This window comes from Flavobacterium fryxellicola (assembly GCF_900143245.1).
GTDB lineage: Bacteria > Bacteroidota > Bacteroidia > Flavobacteriales > Flavobacteriaceae > Flavobacterium > Flavobacterium fryxellicola.
Window position 1 is genome coordinate 502,515 of the sequence record NZ_FRDK01000002.1, and the last position, 17,998, is coordinate 520,512.

18 protein-coding genes are annotated in these 17,998 nt (G+C 34.2%); 12 read left to right on the forward strand and 6 right to left on the reverse strand.

Annotation, left to right across the window (positions count from 1 at the left end; translation table 11 throughout):
• Positions 1 to 206: 206 nt before the first annotated feature.
• Positions 207 to 458 carry a type B 50S ribosomal protein L31 gene (locus tag BUA03_RS05970; protein WP_066077760.1) on the reverse strand — a complete coding sequence of 84 codons (252 nt, stop codon included), beginning with the start codon at positions 456 to 458 and terminating at the stop codon, positions 207 to 209.
• Positions 459 to 699: 241 nt separating this feature from the next.
• On the opposite strand from BUA03_RS05970, the gene BUA03_RS05975 reads away from it, so the two are divergent.
• From BUA03_RS05975 to BUA03_RS06000, 7 genes are all read left to right on the forward strand, one after another.
• On the forward strand, positions 700 to 1,230 hold the full coding sequence (locus tag BUA03_RS05975) for a DUF4199 domain-containing protein (protein WP_066077758.1): 531 nt from the start codon (positions 700 to 702) through the stop codon (positions 1,228 to 1,230).
• Between the two features lie 6 nt (positions 1,231 to 1,236).
• Complete coding sequence (locus BUA03_RS05980; RefSeq protein WP_066077756.1) at positions 1,237 to 2,196, forward strand: glycosyltransferase family 2 protein; 960 nt, start codon at positions 1,237 to 1,239, stop codon at positions 2,194 to 2,196.
• Positions 2,197 to 2,243: 47 nt separating this feature from the next.
• A complete protein-coding gene (locus BUA03_RS16885; protein WP_245792566.1) occupies positions 2,244 to 2,423 on the forward strand; it encodes an ORF6N domain-containing protein in 180 nt (59 codons plus the stop codon).
• Positions 2,424 to 2,588: 165 nt separating this feature from the next.
• The gene (locus BUA03_RS16890; RefSeq protein WP_157492191.1) at positions 2,589 to 2,732 is read left to right on the forward strand and encodes a hypothetical protein; all 144 of its coding nucleotides are present in this window, start codon (positions 2,589 to 2,591) and stop codon (positions 2,730 to 2,732) included.
• A 154-nt stretch (positions 2,733 to 2,886) separates the two neighbouring features.
• Complete coding sequence (locus BUA03_RS05990) at positions 2,887 to 4,614, forward strand: phospho-sugar mutase (protein WP_066077754.1); 1,728 nt, start codon at positions 2,887 to 2,889, stop codon at positions 4,612 to 4,614.
• Positions 4,614 to 6,443, forward strand: coding sequence for an ABC transporter ATP-binding protein (locus BUA03_RS05995; RefSeq protein WP_066077753.1), 1,830 nt, complete (start codon positions 4,614 to 4,616; stop codon positions 6,441 to 6,443). The genes BUA03_RS05990 and BUA03_RS05995 overlap by 1 nt, the downstream gene beginning before the upstream one ends.
• Before the next feature lie 49 nt (positions 6,444 to 6,492).
• Positions 6,493 to 7,194 carry a hypothetical protein gene (locus BUA03_RS06000; RefSeq protein WP_066077752.1) on the forward strand — a complete coding sequence of 234 codons (702 nt, stop codon included), beginning with the start codon at positions 6,493 to 6,495 and terminating at the stop codon, positions 7,192 to 7,194.
• An 11-nt stretch (positions 7,195 to 7,205) separates the two neighbouring features.
• On the opposite strand, the gene BUA03_RS06005 is transcribed toward BUA03_RS06000, so the two are convergent.
• The 3 genes from BUA03_RS06005 to BUA03_RS06015 form a co-directional block, all read right to left on the reverse strand.
• On the reverse strand, positions 7,206 to 7,928 hold the full coding sequence (locus BUA03_RS06005) for a hypothetical protein (protein ID WP_066077750.1): 723 nt from the start codon (positions 7,926 to 7,928) through the stop codon (positions 7,206 to 7,208).
• A 109-nt stretch (positions 7,929 to 8,037) separates the two neighbouring features.
• Positions 8,038 to 10,509 (reverse strand): TonB-dependent receptor, encoded by a 2,472-nt coding sequence (locus BUA03_RS06010; protein WP_066077748.1) that lies wholly within the window; start codon positions 10,507 to 10,509, stop codon positions 8,038 to 8,040.
• Between the two features lie 15 nt (positions 10,510 to 10,524).
• The gene (locus BUA03_RS06015; RefSeq protein WP_066077747.1) at positions 10,525 to 12,219 is read right to left on the reverse strand and encodes a M23 family metallopeptidase; all 1,695 of its coding nucleotides are present in this window, start codon (positions 12,217 to 12,219) and stop codon (positions 10,525 to 10,527) included.
• A gap of 174 nt (positions 12,220 to 12,393) precedes the next feature.
• On the opposite strand from BUA03_RS06015, the gene BUA03_RS06020 reads away from it, so the two are divergent.
• The 3 genes from BUA03_RS06020 to rny all read left to right on the forward strand — a co-directional run bounded on the left by BUA03_RS06020 (position 12,394) and on the right by rny (position 14,760).
• A complete protein-coding gene (locus BUA03_RS06020) occupies positions 12,394 to 12,684 on the forward strand; it encodes a hypothetical protein (RefSeq protein WP_066077745.1) in 291 nt (96 codons plus the stop codon).
• Between the two features lie 8 nt (positions 12,685 to 12,692).
• Positions 12,693 to 12,986 carry a cell division protein ZapA gene (locus BUA03_RS06025; protein ID WP_066077743.1) on the forward strand — a complete coding sequence of 98 codons (294 nt, stop codon included), beginning with the start codon at positions 12,693 to 12,695 and terminating at the stop codon, positions 12,984 to 12,986.
• A 208-nt stretch (positions 12,987 to 13,194) separates the two neighbouring features.
• On the forward strand, positions 13,195 to 14,760 hold the full coding sequence (gene rny, locus BUA03_RS06030; RefSeq protein WP_066077741.1) for a ribonuclease Y: 1,566 nt from the start codon (positions 13,195 to 13,197) through the stop codon (positions 14,758 to 14,760).
• Between the two features lie 124 nt (positions 14,761 to 14,884).
• On the opposite strand, the gene BUA03_RS06035 is transcribed toward rny, so the two are convergent.
• Both BUA03_RS06035 and BUA03_RS06040 read right to left on the reverse strand, forming a co-directional pair.
• The gene (locus BUA03_RS06035) at positions 14,885 to 15,787 is read right to left on the reverse strand and encodes a site-specific tyrosine recombinase (RefSeq protein ID WP_066077739.1); all 903 of its coding nucleotides are present in this window, start codon (positions 15,785 to 15,787) and stop codon (positions 14,885 to 14,887) included.
• Positions 15,788 to 15,863: 76 nt separating this feature from the next.
• Complete coding sequence (locus BUA03_RS06040; protein ID WP_066077737.1) at positions 15,864 to 16,454, reverse strand: porin family protein; 591 nt, start codon at positions 16,452 to 16,454, stop codon at positions 15,864 to 15,866.
• Positions 16,455 to 16,866: 412 nt separating this feature from the next.
• Between BUA03_RS06040 and BUA03_RS06045 the strand changes: the two genes are divergently transcribed.
• Both BUA03_RS06045 and aroQ read left to right on the forward strand, forming a co-directional pair.
• On the forward strand, positions 16,867 to 17,430 hold the full coding sequence (locus BUA03_RS06045) for a porin family protein (RefSeq protein WP_066077735.1): 564 nt from the start codon (positions 16,867 to 16,869) through the stop codon (positions 17,428 to 17,430).
• Between the two features lie 74 nt (positions 17,431 to 17,504).
• Positions 17,505 to 17,918, forward strand: coding sequence for a type II 3-dehydroquinate dehydratase (aroQ, locus tag BUA03_RS06050; protein WP_066077733.1), 414 nt, complete (start codon positions 17,505 to 17,507; stop codon positions 17,916 to 17,918).
• Positions 17,919 to 17,998: the final 80 nt, after the last annotated feature.

A 17,998-nucleotide genomic window follows, 5' to 3' on the forward strand; every position in this document is an offset into this window, starting at 1 on the left:
AAATTATGTGGAAGTTGAAAACATTAATTTTTATAATCATTTTTATACCATAAAGGCATTACGAAAATTATGGTTTTTATAAACTTAATGAAACTAAATAACTTAATGGTACAAATTTAAGTCTCTCTTGTTCATACTAAACCTATAGGAACCAAAAAAAGCCCCGCGAATTGCGAGGCTTTATGTATTTTAAAAACAAGCTTTTATTATTTAGCGTGTTTAGCGTATTTAGTTTTAAATTTATCAATACGTCCTGCAGTATCGATAAGTTTAGATTTACCTGTGTAAAAAGGGTGAGACGTTCTAGAGATCTCCATTTTTACAACTGGGTATTCAACACCATCAACTGTTAATGTTTCTCTTGTATCTGCAGTAGATTTAGTGATAAAAACTTCGTCATTTGACATGTCTTTAAAAGCAACTAATCTGTAATTTTCTGGGTGAATTCCTTTTTTCATCTTGTTAATCTTTTTTTATTTGTTAATTATAAGTTGTCTTGAAGCTTTTCTTCTAACAGAAAAGGTATAAACGCCTCATAACTTTTTGTTTTACACTATTATTTTGAGTCTGCAAATTTACAATTATTTTTCAATAAACAAATCTTTGAAACACTTTTTTTATATAATTGTAAAAACCGATTTTTAGCTCTGAATATATTGGGAATTGCTATATTTGTCGCCTAATTCTAAAACAACCAAAATGATCAACGAAATTATTAAAAAGAATGGAATAACCTTTGGAGTAACAATCGGAATTGTTTCTGCATTAATTACAGCAACAATATACGCTATTGATTTAAATTTGTTCACTTCGTGGTGGATTGGCGTTTTAAGTATTTTAACCTATCTTGTTTTGGGAATTGTCTTGCTTTCTAAAACAAAAAGAGAACTGAACGGTGTTTTCTCTTTCAAAGATGCTTTTACGACGTACTTCATAGCCATACTAATAGGTATATTGATTTCTACTCTTTTTAATATTCTTTTATTTAATTTCATTGATCCTTCAGCTAAAGATACTTTAAATGACTTAATGATTAAGTACACTGTAAATATGATGCAGAAGTTTGGAACACCAGCATCAGCCATCAATGAAGCCATAGCTAAATTAAAAGAAAACAGTCCTTATTCTACTGTAGAATTACTTAAAGGTTCTGTTTTTAGTATTGTTTTTAGTTCAATTTTTGGTTTAATTTTGGCGGCATTCTTTAAAAGCAAATCCACACAAGAATAAAAATTAATGAACTTATCCATACTCATACCGCTTCTTAACGAAGAGGAATCGCTTAGTGAACTCTACAATTGGATCATCAAAGTGATGCAATCTCATAATTATACCTACGAAATCATTTTTCTAGATGACGGAAGTACGGATAATTCATGGACTATTATTGAAGGATTTGCCGTTGAAAACTCAAATGTAAAAGGCGTTCGGTTCATGAAAAATTTTGGAAAATCACAAGCATTGCATGCCGGTTTTGCAAAAGCCCAAGGTGATGTCATCATTACCATGGATGCCGATTTACAAGACAGTCCAGAGGAAATTCCAGGGTTGTACGATATGATTACCAATGGGAAGTACGATTTAGTTTCCGGTTGGAAAAAGAAACGCTATGACTCTGTGGTGGCAAAAAACCTGCCTTCTAAATTGTTTAATTGGGCTGCGAGAAAAACATCTGGCGTGGAATTGAATGATTTTAATTGTGGATTGAAAGCCTACAAAAATATTGTTGTGAAAAACATAGAAGTATCAGGTGAAATGCACCGATACATTCCGGTTTTGGCTAAAAATGCCGGTTTTGGAAAAATCGGTGAAAAAGTAGTACAACATCAAGCTAGAAAATATGGTGAGACTAAATTTGGAATGGAACGTTTCATCAATGGCTTCTTGGATTTAATTACTATTTGGTTTCTTTCTCGTTTTGGAAAAAGACCGATGCACCTTTTTGGCGCCATGGGATCATTGATGTTCATCATTGGATTTTTGCTTGCGGGATATATTGGCGTTTCAAAATTGTACCACATGTATACGGACATGCGTTATAGTCTGGTAACGAATAATCCTTGGTTTTTTATTGCATTGACCACGATGATTTTAGGAACACAACTTTTTTTGGCTGGATTTCTAGGTGAAATCATTTTGCGCACCAAAAATAATGAAGAGCGTTACAAAGTGTCGAGTGAAGTTAATTTTTTATAATTTAGACTTCTTTCTAAAAGAATATGGATACATAGTAATAGCTGTGTATGGAAATCGAAGTCATTAAAAATAAAATATTTGAAATTCGAGGTTTAAAAGTAATACTAGATTTTGATTTGGCATTACTTTATAATGTTGAAACAAAACGATTGAAAGAAGCTGTCAGAAGAAATGCAAATCGATTCCCCGAAGATTTCATGTTTGAGATTAGAAATAGAGTTCAATAGTTTGAGGTCGCAAATTGCGTCCTCAAACAGAGGAGGAAATCGCTACTCGCACTTTGCCTCTACAGAACAAGGAATTGCAATGCTTTCAAGTGTACAAAATAGTGAAAAAGCAATCGCTATAAACATTTCGATTATTCGAGCGTTTGTAACTTAGAGACAATTTCCATGGCTTATACCGAATTAAAAGATAGAATTATAGAAAATGAAAATCAGTTTCCAGATATTTATAAAGCCTTGAATTACCTAGTTGACAAAGATGCTGATGCAAAGATCAATAACGAAAGAAATAAAATTGGTTACAAAAAATAAGTTTCTTTGACACACACTAGCCCTGATAGCAGTGAAAATCCTTTTATGCTGGCGTTCAGCATAAAAGATTGTAACGCATAGCAGGATTAAGCTCCTAAAAAAAACAATTGGATTTAAATTTAAACTCCGAATTTAGAAACTAAAAAAATAAAGCATGGAAATCAAACAAAACATTTTAGATGCAGTAAATGAGTGGTTAACACCAACATTTGATACCGCTACACAGGAAGCGATCAAGGAATTGATGACAACTTCTCCTGCAGAACTGGAAGAAAGTTTTTATAAAAATCTTGAATTTGGAACCGGCGGAATGCGCGGTATTATGGGCGTGGGAAACAACCGCATCAACAAATATACACTTGGAAAAAGCACGCAAGGACTTTCAGATTATATGCACATTGCCTTTCCTAACCAACCTTTAAAAGCCGTTATTGCTTATGATTGTCGTCATAATAGCGATACTTTGGCCAAATTGGTAGCGGATGTTTTTACTGCTAATGGTGTTGAAGTATATTTATTTTCGGAGATGAGACCTACTCCAGAATTGTCCTTCGCTGTGAAACATTTGGGTTGTCAGTGCGGCATTGTTCTTACGGCATCACACAATCCACCTGAATATAACGGATACAAAGTATACTGGCAAGATGGTGGACAAATCGTACCGCCAGAAGACGAAGGAATCATCAATGTTATTGAAAATTTAAATTACAATCAGATTAAATTTAGTGCAAATGAAAATTTGATTCATTACATTGATACAGAAATTGATGAAGCTTTTATCAAATCTACAATTGAGAATGCGAGTTTTGGTACTTCGGCTGAAGCCAAAAAGAACCTGAATATTGTTTTTACCTCTTTGCATGGTACTTCTATAAAATTAGTGCCTGATACTTTTTCACTTGCAGGATATCCTAACGTGAACATTGTGGAAGAACAACGAGTGCCCAATGGGGACTTCCCGACCGTTAAATCTCCAAATCCTGAAGAGCCAGAGGCGTTGACAATAGCTTTGGCCTTGGCAGACAAAACCAATTCGGATATAGTTATTGGGACAGATCCTGATTGTGATCGTTTAGGAGTTGCGGTTAGAAATAACGAAGGACAAATGACTTTGTTGAACGGAAATCAAACTATGATTTTGATGACTGCCTTTTTACTGGAACAATGGAAAAAAGCGGGCAAAATTAACGGAAAACAATTTGTAGGTTCTACCATAGTCTCGACCCCGATGATGATGGAACTGGCAACAAACTACGATGTGGAATGCAAAGTGGGATTGACCGGTTTTAAATGGATTGCCAAGATGATCAAAGACTTTCCCGAACTAGAATTCATTGGTGGTGGCGAAGAAAGTTTTGGATACATGGTTGGTGATGCCGTACGTGATAAGGATGCTGTTGCGGCTACTTTATTGATTTGCGAATTAGCGGCTCAAGCCAAAGCAAAAGGAAGTACGGTTTATAAAGAACTCCTTAAATTATATGTAGATAACGGATTTTACAAAGAACATTTGGTTTCATTGACTAAAAAAGGAATGGAAGGTTTACAAGAAATCAATCAGATGATGATTGACATGAGAGAAAATCCATTGAAAGAAATCAACGGGCAACGCGTCATTATGCTGGAAGATTACCAATCTTCAATCGCTAAAAACTTGTTGGATGGAACCGAATCAACAATGGTCATTCCAAAATCGAATGTATTGATTTATTACACCGAAGACGGCTCAAAAATATGTGCTAGACCTAGTGGAACGGAGCCAAAAATAAAATTCTACATCAGTGTCAATACCGAATTGGAGTCTGTTGAAGATTTTGATGAAGTAGAAGCGATTTTGAATGAAAAAATTAAAAATATTATTCTTGCAATGCAATTGAACTAATGGACAAAAGCTTATTAAAACTAATTCCTTATACAAAACCTTATAAATCGCACATCATTTGGAATGTGATTTATAATATTTTGTACGCTTTATTTAGCACCATTTCGATGCTAACACTACTTCCTGTGCTAGAAGTGCTTTTTGGCAAAACAAAAGCCGTACTTATAAGACCAATATATACAGGAATAGGTAACATTAAACAATATGGTACTGATTATATGTATTATCAAATTTCTACATTGACTCAAGGCAACAGCATACAAGTAGCCTTATTATTTGTAGTTTCAATGGTAATAACGACCTTTTTATTCAAAAACTTATTCAACTATTTAGCCTCACATCACATTATGCACCTTAAGAATGGTGTGTTACGGGATTTGCGAAAGTCAATGTATGATAAGATTATAGAATTACCCATTTCTTATTATTCGGAGAAAAGAAAAGGGGATATTATGGCGCGCATGCTGGGTGATGTCAATGAAGTACAAAACTCCTTTTTCTCTATTTTAGAGCTAGTTGTAAAAGAGCCGCTAACCATTATTTTCGCATTAGTTACCATGTTTATCCTGAGCGTAAAATTGACCTTATTTGTTCTGATTTTCCTACCACTTTCTGGCTGGATAATTTCGAAATTAGCTAAAAATCTTAGAGCTAAATCTCTAGAAGCTCAAAAAGAAAGTGGATTCTTGATTTCAATTGTCGATGAAACATTAGGAGGATTAAAAGTAATCAAGAGTTATAATGCCGAACCTAATTTCAAAAGCAGATTCAATGATTCGGTTACACGCTTATTGAATTTAACAAACAGTATAGGAAGTAAAAATAATTTAGCTACACCACTGAGCGAATTTCTAGGTATAACAACAATTGCTATGCTACTTTTTTATGGTGGTAGTTTAGTTTTAATAGACAAAACACTAGAGGGATCTGCTTTTATTGTATACTTAACCTTGGCTTTTAATATTCTTACTCCCGCCAAAGCGATCTCTAAAGCTTCTTATGCTGTGAAAAATGGTTTAGCAGCAGCAGAACGTGTTTTTGAAGTTTTAGAAGTGGAGAACGAAATCACCTCGAAGGAAAATGCCATTCAAAAAAATACGTTTGAGTCGGACATCACCATTAAAAACATCAACTTTAAATACGAAGACGAAAATGTGCTAAAAAACTTTTCACTTCAAGTTAAAAAAGGACAAACGGTTGCACTTGTGGGACAATCCGGAAGTGGAAAAAGTACGATTGCTAATTTATTGACTCGTTTTTATGATGTCAATGAAGGAACAATAGCTATTGACGGAACGAATATACAAGATCTAGACTTGCAGTCACTTCGTGGATTAATGGGATTGGTTACACAAGATAGTATTTTATTTAATGACACTATAAAAGCAAATATTTCATTAGGAAAATTAGACGCTACGGATGATCAAATTATTGAGGCATTGAAAATTGCCAATGCTTATGAATTTGTAAAAGACTTACCAAAAGGAATTCATACTAATATTGGCGATAGCGGAAACAAGCTTTCTGGTGGTCAGAAACAACGTTTGTCTATTGCGCGTGCAGTTTTGAAAAATCCTCCCATTATGATTTTGGATGAAGCGACATCAGCACTAGATACCGAAAGCGAAAAATTTGTTCAAATTGCCTTAGAAAACATGATGCAAAACAGAACCTCGATTGTGATTGCACACCGTTTATCTACAATTCAAAAAGCGGATGTTATTGTTGTAATGCAAAAAGGTAAAATCGTAGAGCAAGGAAACCACGAAGAACTAATCGCTTTAAATGGTGTGTACAATAAATTAGTCACGCTGCAGTCTTTTGAGTAGCAATGAGATTTAGGAAGTAGTATTATTTTTTAAAGTTAAAATCAAAAAAATGTACATCAAAAATCCCACTATAAAACTCCCTGAAAATCCAAACACCGTTGTTTGGAAATACCTTGACTTATCTAAGTTTCTTGATTTATTAATGTCTGAAAAGCTGTTTATGTCACGATCAGATAAATTTGAAGATCAATATGAAGGGACCTTTAGCGAACCTACTTTTGAGGAGATAAAAAAACTTGCAGTTGACAAACCTGACTTTTTAAACTATTATAAAACACACCGGGAAAAAGTAGCTGTCAGCAGCTGGCATATTAATGAATATGAATCCTTTGCCATGTGGCAAATATTCACACAAAACAGTGAAGGTTTAGCCATTCAATCTACGATTGGACGTTTGCAGGAAGCCTTAGCTCCGGAAGTAAATTTCAATCAATATATTGGCCAAGTAAATTACATTGATTACAAAAAAGAGCACATTCCGTTTGATGATTTATTTTTTCCCTTTTTATTCAAGCGGAAAAGTTTTCAATATGAAGGTGAAGTACGCATCCTTACTGATATTGGTGAAAGCGAAATTAAAATTAATGAAGGACTCAAAATCAATGTAGACATCAATGTATTAATCGAAAAAATATACATTCATCCCAAATCAGAAAACTGGTATAAAAACCTTGTCATTCAATTAGTCAAACAATTAGGTTTTGATTTCACTATTGAAAAATCAGACCTAGAAAGTGATATTTTGATTTAAAATAAGCGTTTCTAAACCGGCTCGTAACCAATTATTTTCCATTCTTTATTTGACAAATCGATGTAGTAATAGTTAACGACATCATTTTTATCAAATTCACCATTTTTATTAGTATCCTCAACAGTTCTAAAATACAATCGGTTTTTAGAACCAATCAATTTCCAATCGATTAATTCTTGAAAATCAGAGGACATCTTAGTGAATCGATCACCGCTAATATCGCTTAAATACAATGCTTTAATATCGCTTGTGTCTAATTTCCCATCCTTATTCGTATCCATATCAACCATGGTGTACACCATAATTTGGTTATTGGTCTTATCCGCAACCGACTTCAAATAGGTTGCTGTTTGAATCAAAACAGGTCTTTCGGTCAATTTTCTAATAGAATCTGAATCTACCTTTTGAAATTTTATATTCTGTAAAAAACCGGTGATTTCATATTCGCCGTAGTTTGATATAGTGAAACTCAAATCATTCACACTAGAAGAACCATATCTGGACTTTACTCCTCGTTCCCGAATACTTAAGTCTGCAATAGGATGAAGCAGGTAATCCGTACCCTCCATTTGAAGCGGCAAATCGGCAATTTGTATTTGGGTAGAATCAGCTTTGCTTAATTCTTTTGCTCTATTTGTGCCATCATACGTAACTTTTGGTTTTTCAACTTCCTCTTTACAACTTGTTAAAAGTAAAATTGCAATTCCTATTATTGTGATATGTATTTTTTTCATGTTGTTGTACTATTAAAATTCAAATGTAATCATTTTTAAAAATGGTAACGCCATTCGGTGCTTGATTTAACTAATTAAAATTGGACCCTACTTTCGCTAGTATTCCCGTTTACAATTTCGCTGTCAATTTTACATTAAAAACTCTGGTGGTCATGTAATTAGGAATTGCATATTGATTTTTCGAATATACATCCCGAACCCAAGTATTGGTAATCGCATTTTGATTGTCAAAAAGATTAAAAATTTCTAAGCCTATTGCCAACTCTCTAAAATCTTTCAACCAACCCGATTGTTTTTTTGTAGTGGTATTATCTATAAAAACTTTAGAAAAACCAACATCCACACGGCGGTAATCATTCAATCGGTTTTGGTATAAATATGGATCGGCATACGATGGAGAACCTCCGGGCAATCCCGTATTGTAAACTAAATTCAAATATAATTTTATACTGGGAATATTTGGCATATAGTCTTGGAACAAAAGGCCAAATTTTAATCTTTGATCCGTAGGTCGTGCGATAAATCCTTTTTCATTACTATTTTCTTCTGTTTTCAAATAACCAAAACTAAACCACGATTCTGTTCCTGGAACAAATTCTCCGTTCAAGCGAACATCTACTCCTTGGGCATAAGCTGTTGCGTTGTTATTTGCAGCGTATCGAATCCGAACATTGTCAATTGTATACGTATTTACATTTGTTAGCGTTTTATAATACAGCTCTGAAACGAGTTTAAAAGGGCGATTCCACATTTTGAAACTATAGTCGTTCCCAAAAACAACATGAACCGATTGCTGCGCTTTAGTATCCGGTTGTACAATTCCATCAGCGTTTCTCAATTCTCTGTAAAATGGTGGCTGGTGGTATAATCCTCCTGAAAGTCTAAAGACCATATCTTTCTCCCAATCCGGCTTTATGGCAAATTGCACTCTGGGGCTGAAAGTCGTTTGCGATTTCCCGACAATAGTTGACCCTAAAACTTCCCAATTGTGCATTCTGACGCCAGCATTATACCAGACTTCACTAGTCCCAATATTCGATTTCAAACTCCACTGACCATAACCTGAGAATCTATTGATAGAATTAAAATTAGTCGCTCGGATATTTTGATAGGGAACAAGTGGTCCGGTATAAGGCGAATACGGCTGCTTATTTTTTGGCAAATCTATAATTGGCGGATTTAATGAAAAACCCGCTGAATCAATCACCTCCCACTCTATTATTCGATCCCGAATGGATTCTCGTGTGTATTTTATTCCCCACTCCAATTGGCTTTCTTTCCAATCGTGAAATCCTTTAATCTCCGTATTTACTATTAAGGCGTCCAAATCATTACGAGCATGACTCAGCTGAGACCCAATTCCCCTGGTAAAAGCAACTTCACCAAAAGTTTCAGAACCAATAATACTGGCATCCACTTCACCAAGACGGTATTGCGCAAAAATATCAAAATATTCTTGCTCTACGGTATGAAAAACAGACCCTATAAACTTCAAGGTAAAATTATCTGAGACGTTGAATGTTGTTTTTAAAGCTCCAAAATAAGTGTCGTATTTATCCTTTTCTTGACCTTCATAAAAAACAGTCAGCGCCATAGGATTGTCTATAGTTCCAAATTTAGTCTGTCTCGTTAGGGGCTGATATTGGTATTTATTTTGAGAAATATTCCCCAGAAAACTCCATTGCCATTTAGCCGAGGCTTGATAATTGATGTTGGTTTGAACATCTGCAAATGAAGGCGTAAAATTCGTCTGAGTCTCTTGGCTTTTCACTAAAAGGCTGTTGTTTCGGTATCGAACTCCCGTAACAGCTGACCATTTTTTATCTTTGGAAACCGCATCAACCGAAAGGCTTCCGCCAAGAAAACTTGCTTCAACGCTTGCGCCAAATTGAATCGGTTTTCTGTAGGTAATATCTAATGCCGAAGATAATTTATCGCCAAACTTAGCTTGAAAACCACCTGCGGAAAAAGCAACATTTTGAACTAAATCGGTATTGGTAAAACTTAAGCCTTCTTGTTGTCCTGAACGGATCAAGAACGGACGATACACTTCGATTTCATTAACATAGACCAAATTTTCGTCATAATTTCCACCGCGCACCGCATACTGTGTACTCAATTCATTATTGGAGTTTACTCCTGGCAAGGTTTTTAAAATATTTTCAATTCCAGCATTAGCACCCGGAATTTTTCGAAGCATCTCCGGTTCAATCGTAGTGATCCCTTGAACCAACTTTCTAGTATTTGCCGTAACGATAACTTCCCCCATTTGTTCATTTTGGTCACTCATCACGGGGTTGAACTCTTTTTCTTCATTAGCATCCAAAAAAAAAGTAATCGTAATTTTCTTCAAAGAAACATGCGTAAAAACAACCGTTACATTTTGGTTTGCAGGAACTTTTAGATCGTAAAATCCGTTTTTATTCGACTGTGTGCCGATACTGGAATAGGAGACATTTACGTTTTCTACCGGCTGATTGTTTTTGTCTAAAATAACTCCCTTAATCCGAGCCGTTTGGGCAGAAAGACTGAGGCCAAATAAGAAAAAAAACAATACAAAAACTAATTTATTCGCGTTCAAAGGGTTTGATTTTTATTATTTTTGACTTCTAAAAAAACGAGTTTCAAAGGTAGTTGAATTTCCTACATTATCAACCACAACCACTTTTAAATCATTACCACCATCAGACGCTATTCCATCGCTAAAAAAATGCGTTAATTTCTTGGTTTTATGATCATATTCAAATAATACCCACTTACCATTTAAATAGCCGTTATACGATTTTATACCAGAACCTGCATCATTAATAGCGAGCTGAATTGTTTTTTGATCACTGATCCATTTTCCTTCAATTGGTGTTGCAATACTTATTTTTGGTGCTGTCGTATCGACAATCAAAGCATATTTTCCCAAGATTTTAACCTTCGTTGTAAAAAGACCGTCTTTGCGATACGTTGGATTGTAATTTATTTTATTTCCTTCGATTCTACCAATGAACGTTTTCTCTCTTAGCGCTTCCGAAGATTTTGTGTCTTCAATTGAAATTGTAAAATTAGAGTGCGCCGGAACAGTATCATCATGTAAAAAAAGCGTGTCATTTTTTACATCAAAATTCATTGCAAAATCTTCGTAAAAAGTTCCTGCAGGAAAGAAAACAGACATATTCTCCAGAGAAAAATTACTGTCTTTATTTGCTTTGACTAAATAATTAGATTGTATTGGCTCTGGACTAATAACGGTAGGCAATAGATCATATTGAATTGGAATAGAAATTGTTTTTAGGTTGCCAAAATAATCCGACACTTCTACTCGGTAAAGAGACGCCAAATTAGGAGCGATTTGCAAAACCCCTTTATTTTCATCAGCATGGATAATACTTAAGTTAGAAGGAGCTTTCATAAAAAGTTTCAGAACCCGTTGTTGCATTTTCTTGTATTTCGAATAGTCAATTAGCGCATTGATGTAGCGCATTTCGTCAAATGAATAGGTATTGAACTCAAATCCAAAGTTTGGTTTCCCATTATAAAAGGACTGTACTTTATACACCCCATTATTATTAAAGGAGACATCATCACTATCATAAGCAGAAATACCAAAACCGATGGCACCATTTGCTACCACTTTATCAGCCAAGTAGGTCCCGTCTTTTTGCAAGGAAACATTCAACAACAAAGGCCGTTTAGAACGGTTCACTGTAGTTTTTGAATCTAGGGGATACACATAAACACCGGAAACAGTTGGTTTTTTAGTATCTCTTAAAAATTTATTATAACCAAAAAGCATTGGATTAATAACAAATTCTGTTTTAGAATCTCGAAATTCAAAATGCAAATGCGGCCCCTCAGAAGAGCCTGTGTTTCCAGAAAAGGCAATGACATCGCCCTTTTTTACCACCATTTCATCGGGCTTAAAAAACATTTCAATTTCAAATGATTGCTCTTTATAGTGGGTTTTCTTAATAAAGCTTTCTATTTCACCATTTGCTACTTTTAAATGACCATAAACGGATGTATACCCATTAGGATGATTAATGTAAATAGTTTTTCCATTACCAAAGGTAGAAATCTTAATCCTTGATACATAACCATCCGCAACTGCAAATACTTTCAATCCTTCTTTTTGCTGCGTTCTTAAATCAAATCCAGCATGAAAATGATTGGGTCTCAACTCTCCAAAATTACCAGACAATTGCATTGGAATATCCAACGGCGGTCTGAAATAATCTTTTGGATAGTCAACTTGTGCCAAAATAGCAGAACTGAAAAATAAAAAAAATATCGAAAATCTCATGGTTTACATTTTTGCTAAGGTAAAAAAAAGTATTTAAAACTTCCATAGAAAATGACTTCATAACCATTTGTGACGCTGGGATTTAATTAATTTAATGCAAAAAAAATAATAAAATATTGCAAAATTAAAAAGGAATACTAACTTTGTATGATTATGTAATGAATAGAATAGATAATGAGTGCAATTGCAGAAATTATTGATACTCTTGAAAATAAAGTCGAAAAACTTTTTGTGAAAATGAAAGGTTTAGAGAAAAACAATCAGGATTTGAAAGACGAATTAACAAAAACTGCATCCATAATACAAACTCAATCAAAAGAGATTGAAGCGCTAAAAACGCAGTATGAAGCACTCAAAGTAGCAAATACATTACTAGGCAGTGACGAAGATAAAAGAGATACGAAGCTTAAAATAAATTCATTAATTCGCGAAATTGATTACTGTATAGCACAGCTATCCGATTAATAAAAGATATGGACGAAAAGCTTAAAATTAAAATATCAATAGCAGACCGGGTTTACCCCTTAACGGTAGATCTCTCTCAGGAAGAAGGGCTAAGAAGTGCTTCAAAAAAAATTGATAAGATGATAAAGCAATTTGAAGAAAATTATGCGGTTCGAGACAAACAAGATGTATTGGCCATGTGTGCCTTGCAATTTGCCTCACAAACAGAACAAAAACAAATTGACAATACCATTGATGGAGAAGCGACCATTGAAAGAATTAAAAAAATCAACGCGGTTTTAGATCAATATCTCGACAAATAAACGTTCTTTACAAAAACTAAGATACTGCCTACATTAGTTCTTATTTGGTAAACTCAACACTAACAATTTAGAATGAGCAAATCATCACTACTAAAGCATGCCACGCTTCGGCGAGGAAACTTGAACAGTGAGTTAGCTCAAAACTTGTCTTTTCGAGTTTATTCAATCACTCTAATGTAGGCTTTTTTATATATAAATTTTAACAAACATGGACAACATATTAACGATTATTATTACAGGAATTATAGGGATTGCAGCGGGTTTTGGTATCGCCAAATTGATAGAAAAAAGCAACATTTCCAACTTAATTAAAAATTCTAAAAAAGAAGCTGCTTCGATTTTGAAAGATGCAAATCTCGAAGCCGAAAACATAAAGAAAGATAAAATTCTTCAAGCAAAAGAGAAATTTATTGAATTAAAATCAGAACATGAACAAGTTATTTTATCACGTGATAAAAAGGTTGCTGAAATAGAAAAAAGAGTTCGTGACAAAGAATCTCAAATCTCAAATGAATTATCAAAAGCTAAAAAAGTTAATGATGATTTTGAATCTAAAACTACAGAATACACTTCTAAAATTGAGAATCTAGACAAAAAACAAGCTGAAGTTGAAAAATTGCATAAAAGTCAATTGCAACAATTAGAAGTAATCTCTGGATTATCCGCTGAAGAAGCGAAGAATCAATTAGTAGAAGGACTTAAAGCAGAAGCTAAAACAAAAGCGATGTCTCACATCCAAGATACCATTGAAGAGGCAAAACTGACCGCACAACAAGAGGCTAAAAAAATAATCATAAACACAATCCAAAGAGTGGGCACCGAAGAAGCAGTAGAAAACTGCGTTTCTGTGTTCAACATAGAATCTGATGATGTAAAAGGTAGAATCATTGGCCGTGAAGGTAGAAACATACGTGCACTAGAGGCCGCAACTGGCGTAGAAATCATTGTAGATGACACACCGGAAGCCATTATACTTTCTTGTTTTGATCCTGTACGTAGAGAAATTGCACGTTTGGCATTGCATAAATTAGTGACCGATGGAAGAATTCATCCAGCCCGTATCGAGGAAGTAGTTGCTAAAACTGCTAAACAAATTGACGATGAAATTATCGAAGTGGGAAAACGTACCGTTATTGATTTAGGAATTCACGGTTTACACCCTGAATTGATTAAAGTGGTAGGACGCATGAAATACCGTTCTTCTTATGGTCAGAATTTATTGCAACACTCTCGTGAAGTTTCTAAACTTTGCGGAATAATGGCAGCTGAACTAGGCTTAAATGTAAAACTAGCCAAACGTGCTGGTTTATTACACGATATAGGTAAAGTACCCGATGCTGAAAGTGATTTACCACATGCCTTATTAGGAATGCAATGGGCGGAGAAATACGGTGAAAAAGAAGAGGTTTGTAACGCCATTGGAGCGCATCACGATGAAATTGAAATGAAATCATTATTATCGCCAATCATTCAGGTTTGTGATGCCATTTCAGGAGCAAGACCAGGAGCAAGAAGACAAGTATTGGATTCTTACATTCAACGTTTGAAAGATCTTGAAGAAGTAGCTTACGGATTTAGCGGTGTGAAAAATGCGTACGCAATTCAAGCCGGTAGAGAGCTTCGTGTCATCGTAGAAAGTGAAAAAGTTTCGGATGAAAACGCTGCTAGCTTATCGTTTGATATATCACAAAAAATCCAAACCGAAATGACTTATCCAGGTCAAGTTAAAGTAACCGTTATCCGCGAGACAAGAGCTGTGAATATTGCAAAGTAATAGCCTCGCCTTTCCAAAGGAGAAATAAAAAAAAGACCTATTGAATTTCGATTCATTAGGTCTTTTTTTTTGTCTTATCATTGCTATCAACGGTAGCATTTTCTGTCTTTACTTTTGTACCTGATCAAAAATTCTTTCTAGGATGAAATGAATGCAGTACTTCCGTCAAAAACTTTCGATCAAGATGTACATAAATCTCTGTTGTTGTTATCGATTCGTGGCCTAACATTAACTGAATAGAGCGCAAATCAGCACCATTTTCTAGAAGATGTGTTGCAAAAGAATGCCGCAAAGTATGCGGACTGATTGTTTTATTTAAATCTATTTTTACCGCTAAATTTTTAATAATGGTAAAAATCATAGCTCTGGTCAACTGCCTCCCGCGTCGATTTAAAAACAACGTATCTTCAAATCCTTTTTGGATCCCAACATGGTTTCTAATGGTTTCGCGATATATTTGAATGTAGTTTTGGGTGATTTCACTACTAGGAACAAAACGTTGTTTGTTCCCCTTTCCTGTGATTTTAATAAAACCTTCTTCAAAAAATAAATCGGATATTTTTAATGCAACCAGTTCAGATACTCTTAAGCCACAACCATAAAGAGTTTCGAGTATGGCGCGGTTTCGTTCCCCTTCATTTGTGGTCAAATCAATTGCTTCTATAAGTCTGTCGATTTCATCTACGGCTAAAACATCAGGCAGTTTCCGACCTGTTTTAGGCGCTTCAATACGTTCTAAAGGATTATCCTTTCGATACTCTTCAAAAATTAAATAACTGAAAAAACTTTTTAATCCTGAAATAATTCTAGCTTGTGAACGTGGATTAACTTCCTTTGAAATGCTATAAATAAATTGTTGCACCATTTCCTCGCCTATGGTAACTGGCGAAATTACAATTCCATTTTCATCCAAAAAGAGAAGCAAACGATCTACATCAAACGTATAATTTACGATGGTATTCTTTGACAAACCCCGTTCAATTTTTAAATAGGCTTGATAACTATTAATGTATGTACTCCAATTCATGGCTACAAAGTAACTCTTTTTGAGCTAAAAAAAACCACTGCTAAGAGTGGTTTTTAAACAATTTAAACTTGAAAAACTATTTTCCCCATTTACCGCCACCTACATAAAATCCTAGATGAATCCCAACATAGGAATTTGCTACAGTACCTCTATCATTACCATTTACATCTTGTAAAGTAGATTCTGGCACTAAATTATATTCTAATCCCATTCTAAACTTTCCCCACTCAAAACCACCACGAACTAATCCTCCCATTTTACCGGTTGCATCTACGGTAAAATCATTATTACTATCCGTATCATCCAACTCTACATTTGCAATACTGTAATAACCCGCACCAGCACCTAAATAAGGAACAAAAGATTTTCCTGCGCTGTTGAAATAATAATCATAAGTAGCAACATACGAACCATTAGCAGCCACTTTTGCACTAGTAGTGGCACCCGAATCATTTATATCGCGAACAATCGCAGCTACTCCTATACGTAAACCAACATTCATATTATCTTTAATATTGTATTTTGGCTCCAATGATAGCAAAATTCCTCCACCGCCGTTTGTTGGCACAGCACCTAAATCTAAGCCAACTCTAAAACCACCTTCATTTTGTGCGTTTCCGCTTAGACAAAACAAACCAATACATACTGATAAAATAACTTTTTTCATTTTTTAAATTTTTAATTAATAGGACTATAAAATTATACTAATTTTATAGTAATACACTTCCTACCATTACAAGTTGTTAACATTTTTTATTTGATAAAATTAAAATTTACAGTACCACAAAAAATACAAATACTACATTCATAAGTGATTCTTTAAAAATTAATATTAAATAAAAAAATTAAATTAAGAATAGCTGCGTAAAATATAACACGCTATTAATTACACCATTAGACCACATAAAAGCGTATATTCGCATCAAAATGCATTAAAAACAGACAACGAAGAACAATTCAGCAAAGTTTTGGACCAATTTTTGACTTTTGGATATTTGAAATGGTTCACAATAATTAATAAACAAAACAGTTTTAAGTAAGAGTCCCATTTCAATTAATAATAATCAATAAAAAAAATTATGAAAAAAATAATTCTAGTAGCAGTAGTGCTTCTTGCCGGATCCGTAGATGTGCAAGCACAGTTAGTACGATTTGGATTTAAAGGTGGTTTAAACTACGCAAACCAAAATGGCAGTAATATCACCGTAAACAGTGACAATTACAATACGGACGCGATAACCAGCTATCATGCGGGTTTAGTGGCTGAACTTAAATTAACAGATGGTTTCTCGATACAACCTGAATTACTGTATTCAACTCAGGGAGCTACTTACAAAAATGCGGTTGAAGAATTCGAAAATGAATTGGGTTACTTATCGATTCCTGTTTTAGCCAAATTTAATCTAAACAAAACTGTTAGTTTGGATCTTGGCCCACAAGCATCTTTTTTATTGAGCGAAAGAAATCAATTTGACGTAAAAAATGCAGAAACTTTTGAGTTTGGAGTAGCTGGAGGTTTGAGTTTAAATTTAACTAAAAGATTTTTCATACAAGGTCGTTACGTGTTAGGATTAACAGAAGCTTCAAGAGAAGCAGAGGTTAAAAACTCCGTACTTCAAATTTCAGCTGGATTTAAATTTTAAAGTAATACAATTAAATTTATCAAAACCGTTCTATAAATTGGAACGGTTTTTTTATTTTTACCAAAACAAGTTTTATGAAAATTAGTATCATCAACGGACCCAACCTCAATCTACTGGGCAAACGCGAACCTGAGGTTTATGGAAATCAAACTTTTGAAGAATATTTTACCACTTTGCAAATACAATTTCCGACAATTGAATTTACTTATTTCCAAAGTAATATTGAAGGTGAATTAATTGATAAAATTCAGGAATTTGGTTTTTCTTTTGACGGAATTATCTTAAATGCCGGAGCTTACACACATACTTCAGTAGGAATAGGTGATGCTGTGAAAGCAATTACAACTCCCGTTGTGGAAGTTCACATTTCGAATACGTTTTCTCGGGAAAGTTTTAGACATCAATCCTATATATCGGGAAATGCTAAAGGTGTTATTCTAGGCTTTGGATTAAAAAGCTATGAGTTGGCTGTGCAGTCTTTTGTATAACTTTCAAGTAGTAATAAACTATTTTATAAATGTTTAACATATAATTAATACCTTGTTTTCAAACTTCTTCTATTTTTGTG

Excerpts from the sequence above, each read along its gene's own strand:
- BUA03_RS05970 (WP_066077760.1), bottom strand. The coding sequence starts at position 458 with ATGAAAAAAGGAATTCACCCAGAAAATTACAGATTAGTTGCTTTTAAA.
- BUA03_RS05975 (WP_066077758.1), top strand. The coding sequence starts at position 700 with ATGATCAACGAAATTATTAAAAAGAATGGAATAACCTTTGGAGTAACA.
- BUA03_RS05980 (WP_066077756.1), top strand. The coding sequence starts at position 1,237 with ATGAACTTATCCATACTCATACCGCTTCTTAACGAAGAGGAATCGCTT.
- BUA03_RS16885 (WP_245792566.1), top strand. The coding sequence starts at position 2,244 with ATGGAAATCGAAGTCATTAAAAATAAAATATTTGAAATTCGAGGTTTA.
- BUA03_RS16890 (WP_157492191.1), top strand. The coding sequence starts at position 2,589 with ATGGCTTATACCGAATTAAAAGATAGAATTATAGAAAATGAAAATCAG.
- BUA03_RS05990 (WP_066077754.1), top strand. The coding sequence starts at position 2,887 with ATGGAAATCAAACAAAACATTTTAGATGCAGTAAATGAGTGGTTAACA.
- BUA03_RS05995 (WP_066077753.1), top strand. The coding sequence starts at position 4,614 with ATGGACAAAAGCTTATTAAAACTAATTCCTTATACAAAACCTTATAAA.
- BUA03_RS06000 (WP_066077752.1), top strand. The coding sequence starts at position 6,493 with ATGTACATCAAAAATCCCACTATAAAACTCCCTGAAAATCCAAACACC.
- BUA03_RS06005 (WP_066077750.1), bottom strand. The coding sequence starts at position 7,928 with ATGAAAAAAATACATATCACAATAATAGGAATTGCAATTTTACTTTTA.
- BUA03_RS06015 (WP_066077747.1), bottom strand. The coding sequence starts at position 12,219 with ATGAGATTTTCGATATTTTTTTTATTTTTCAGTTCTGCTATTTTGGCA.
- BUA03_RS06020 (WP_066077745.1), top strand. The coding sequence starts at position 12,394 with ATGAGTGCAATTGCAGAAATTATTGATACTCTTGAAAATAAAGTCGAA.
- BUA03_RS06025 (WP_066077743.1), top strand. The coding sequence starts at position 12,693 with ATGGACGAAAAGCTTAAAATTAAAATATCAATAGCAGACCGGGTTTAC.
- rny (WP_066077741.1), top strand. The coding sequence starts at position 13,195 with ATGGACAACATATTAACGATTATTATTACAGGAATTATAGGGATTGCA.
- BUA03_RS06035 (WP_066077739.1), bottom strand. The coding sequence starts at position 15,787 with ATGAATTGGAGTACATACATTAATAGTTATCAAGCCTATTTAAAAATT.
- BUA03_RS06040 (WP_066077737.1), bottom strand. The coding sequence starts at position 16,454 with ATGAAAAAAGTTATTTTATCAGTATGTATTGGTTTGTTTTGTCTAAGC.
- BUA03_RS06045 (WP_066077735.1), top strand. The coding sequence starts at position 16,867 with ATGAAAAAAATAATTCTAGTAGCAGTAGTGCTTCTTGCCGGATCCGTA.
- aroQ (WP_066077733.1), top strand. The coding sequence starts at position 17,505 with ATGAAAATTAGTATCATCAACGGACCCAACCTCAATCTACTGGGCAAA.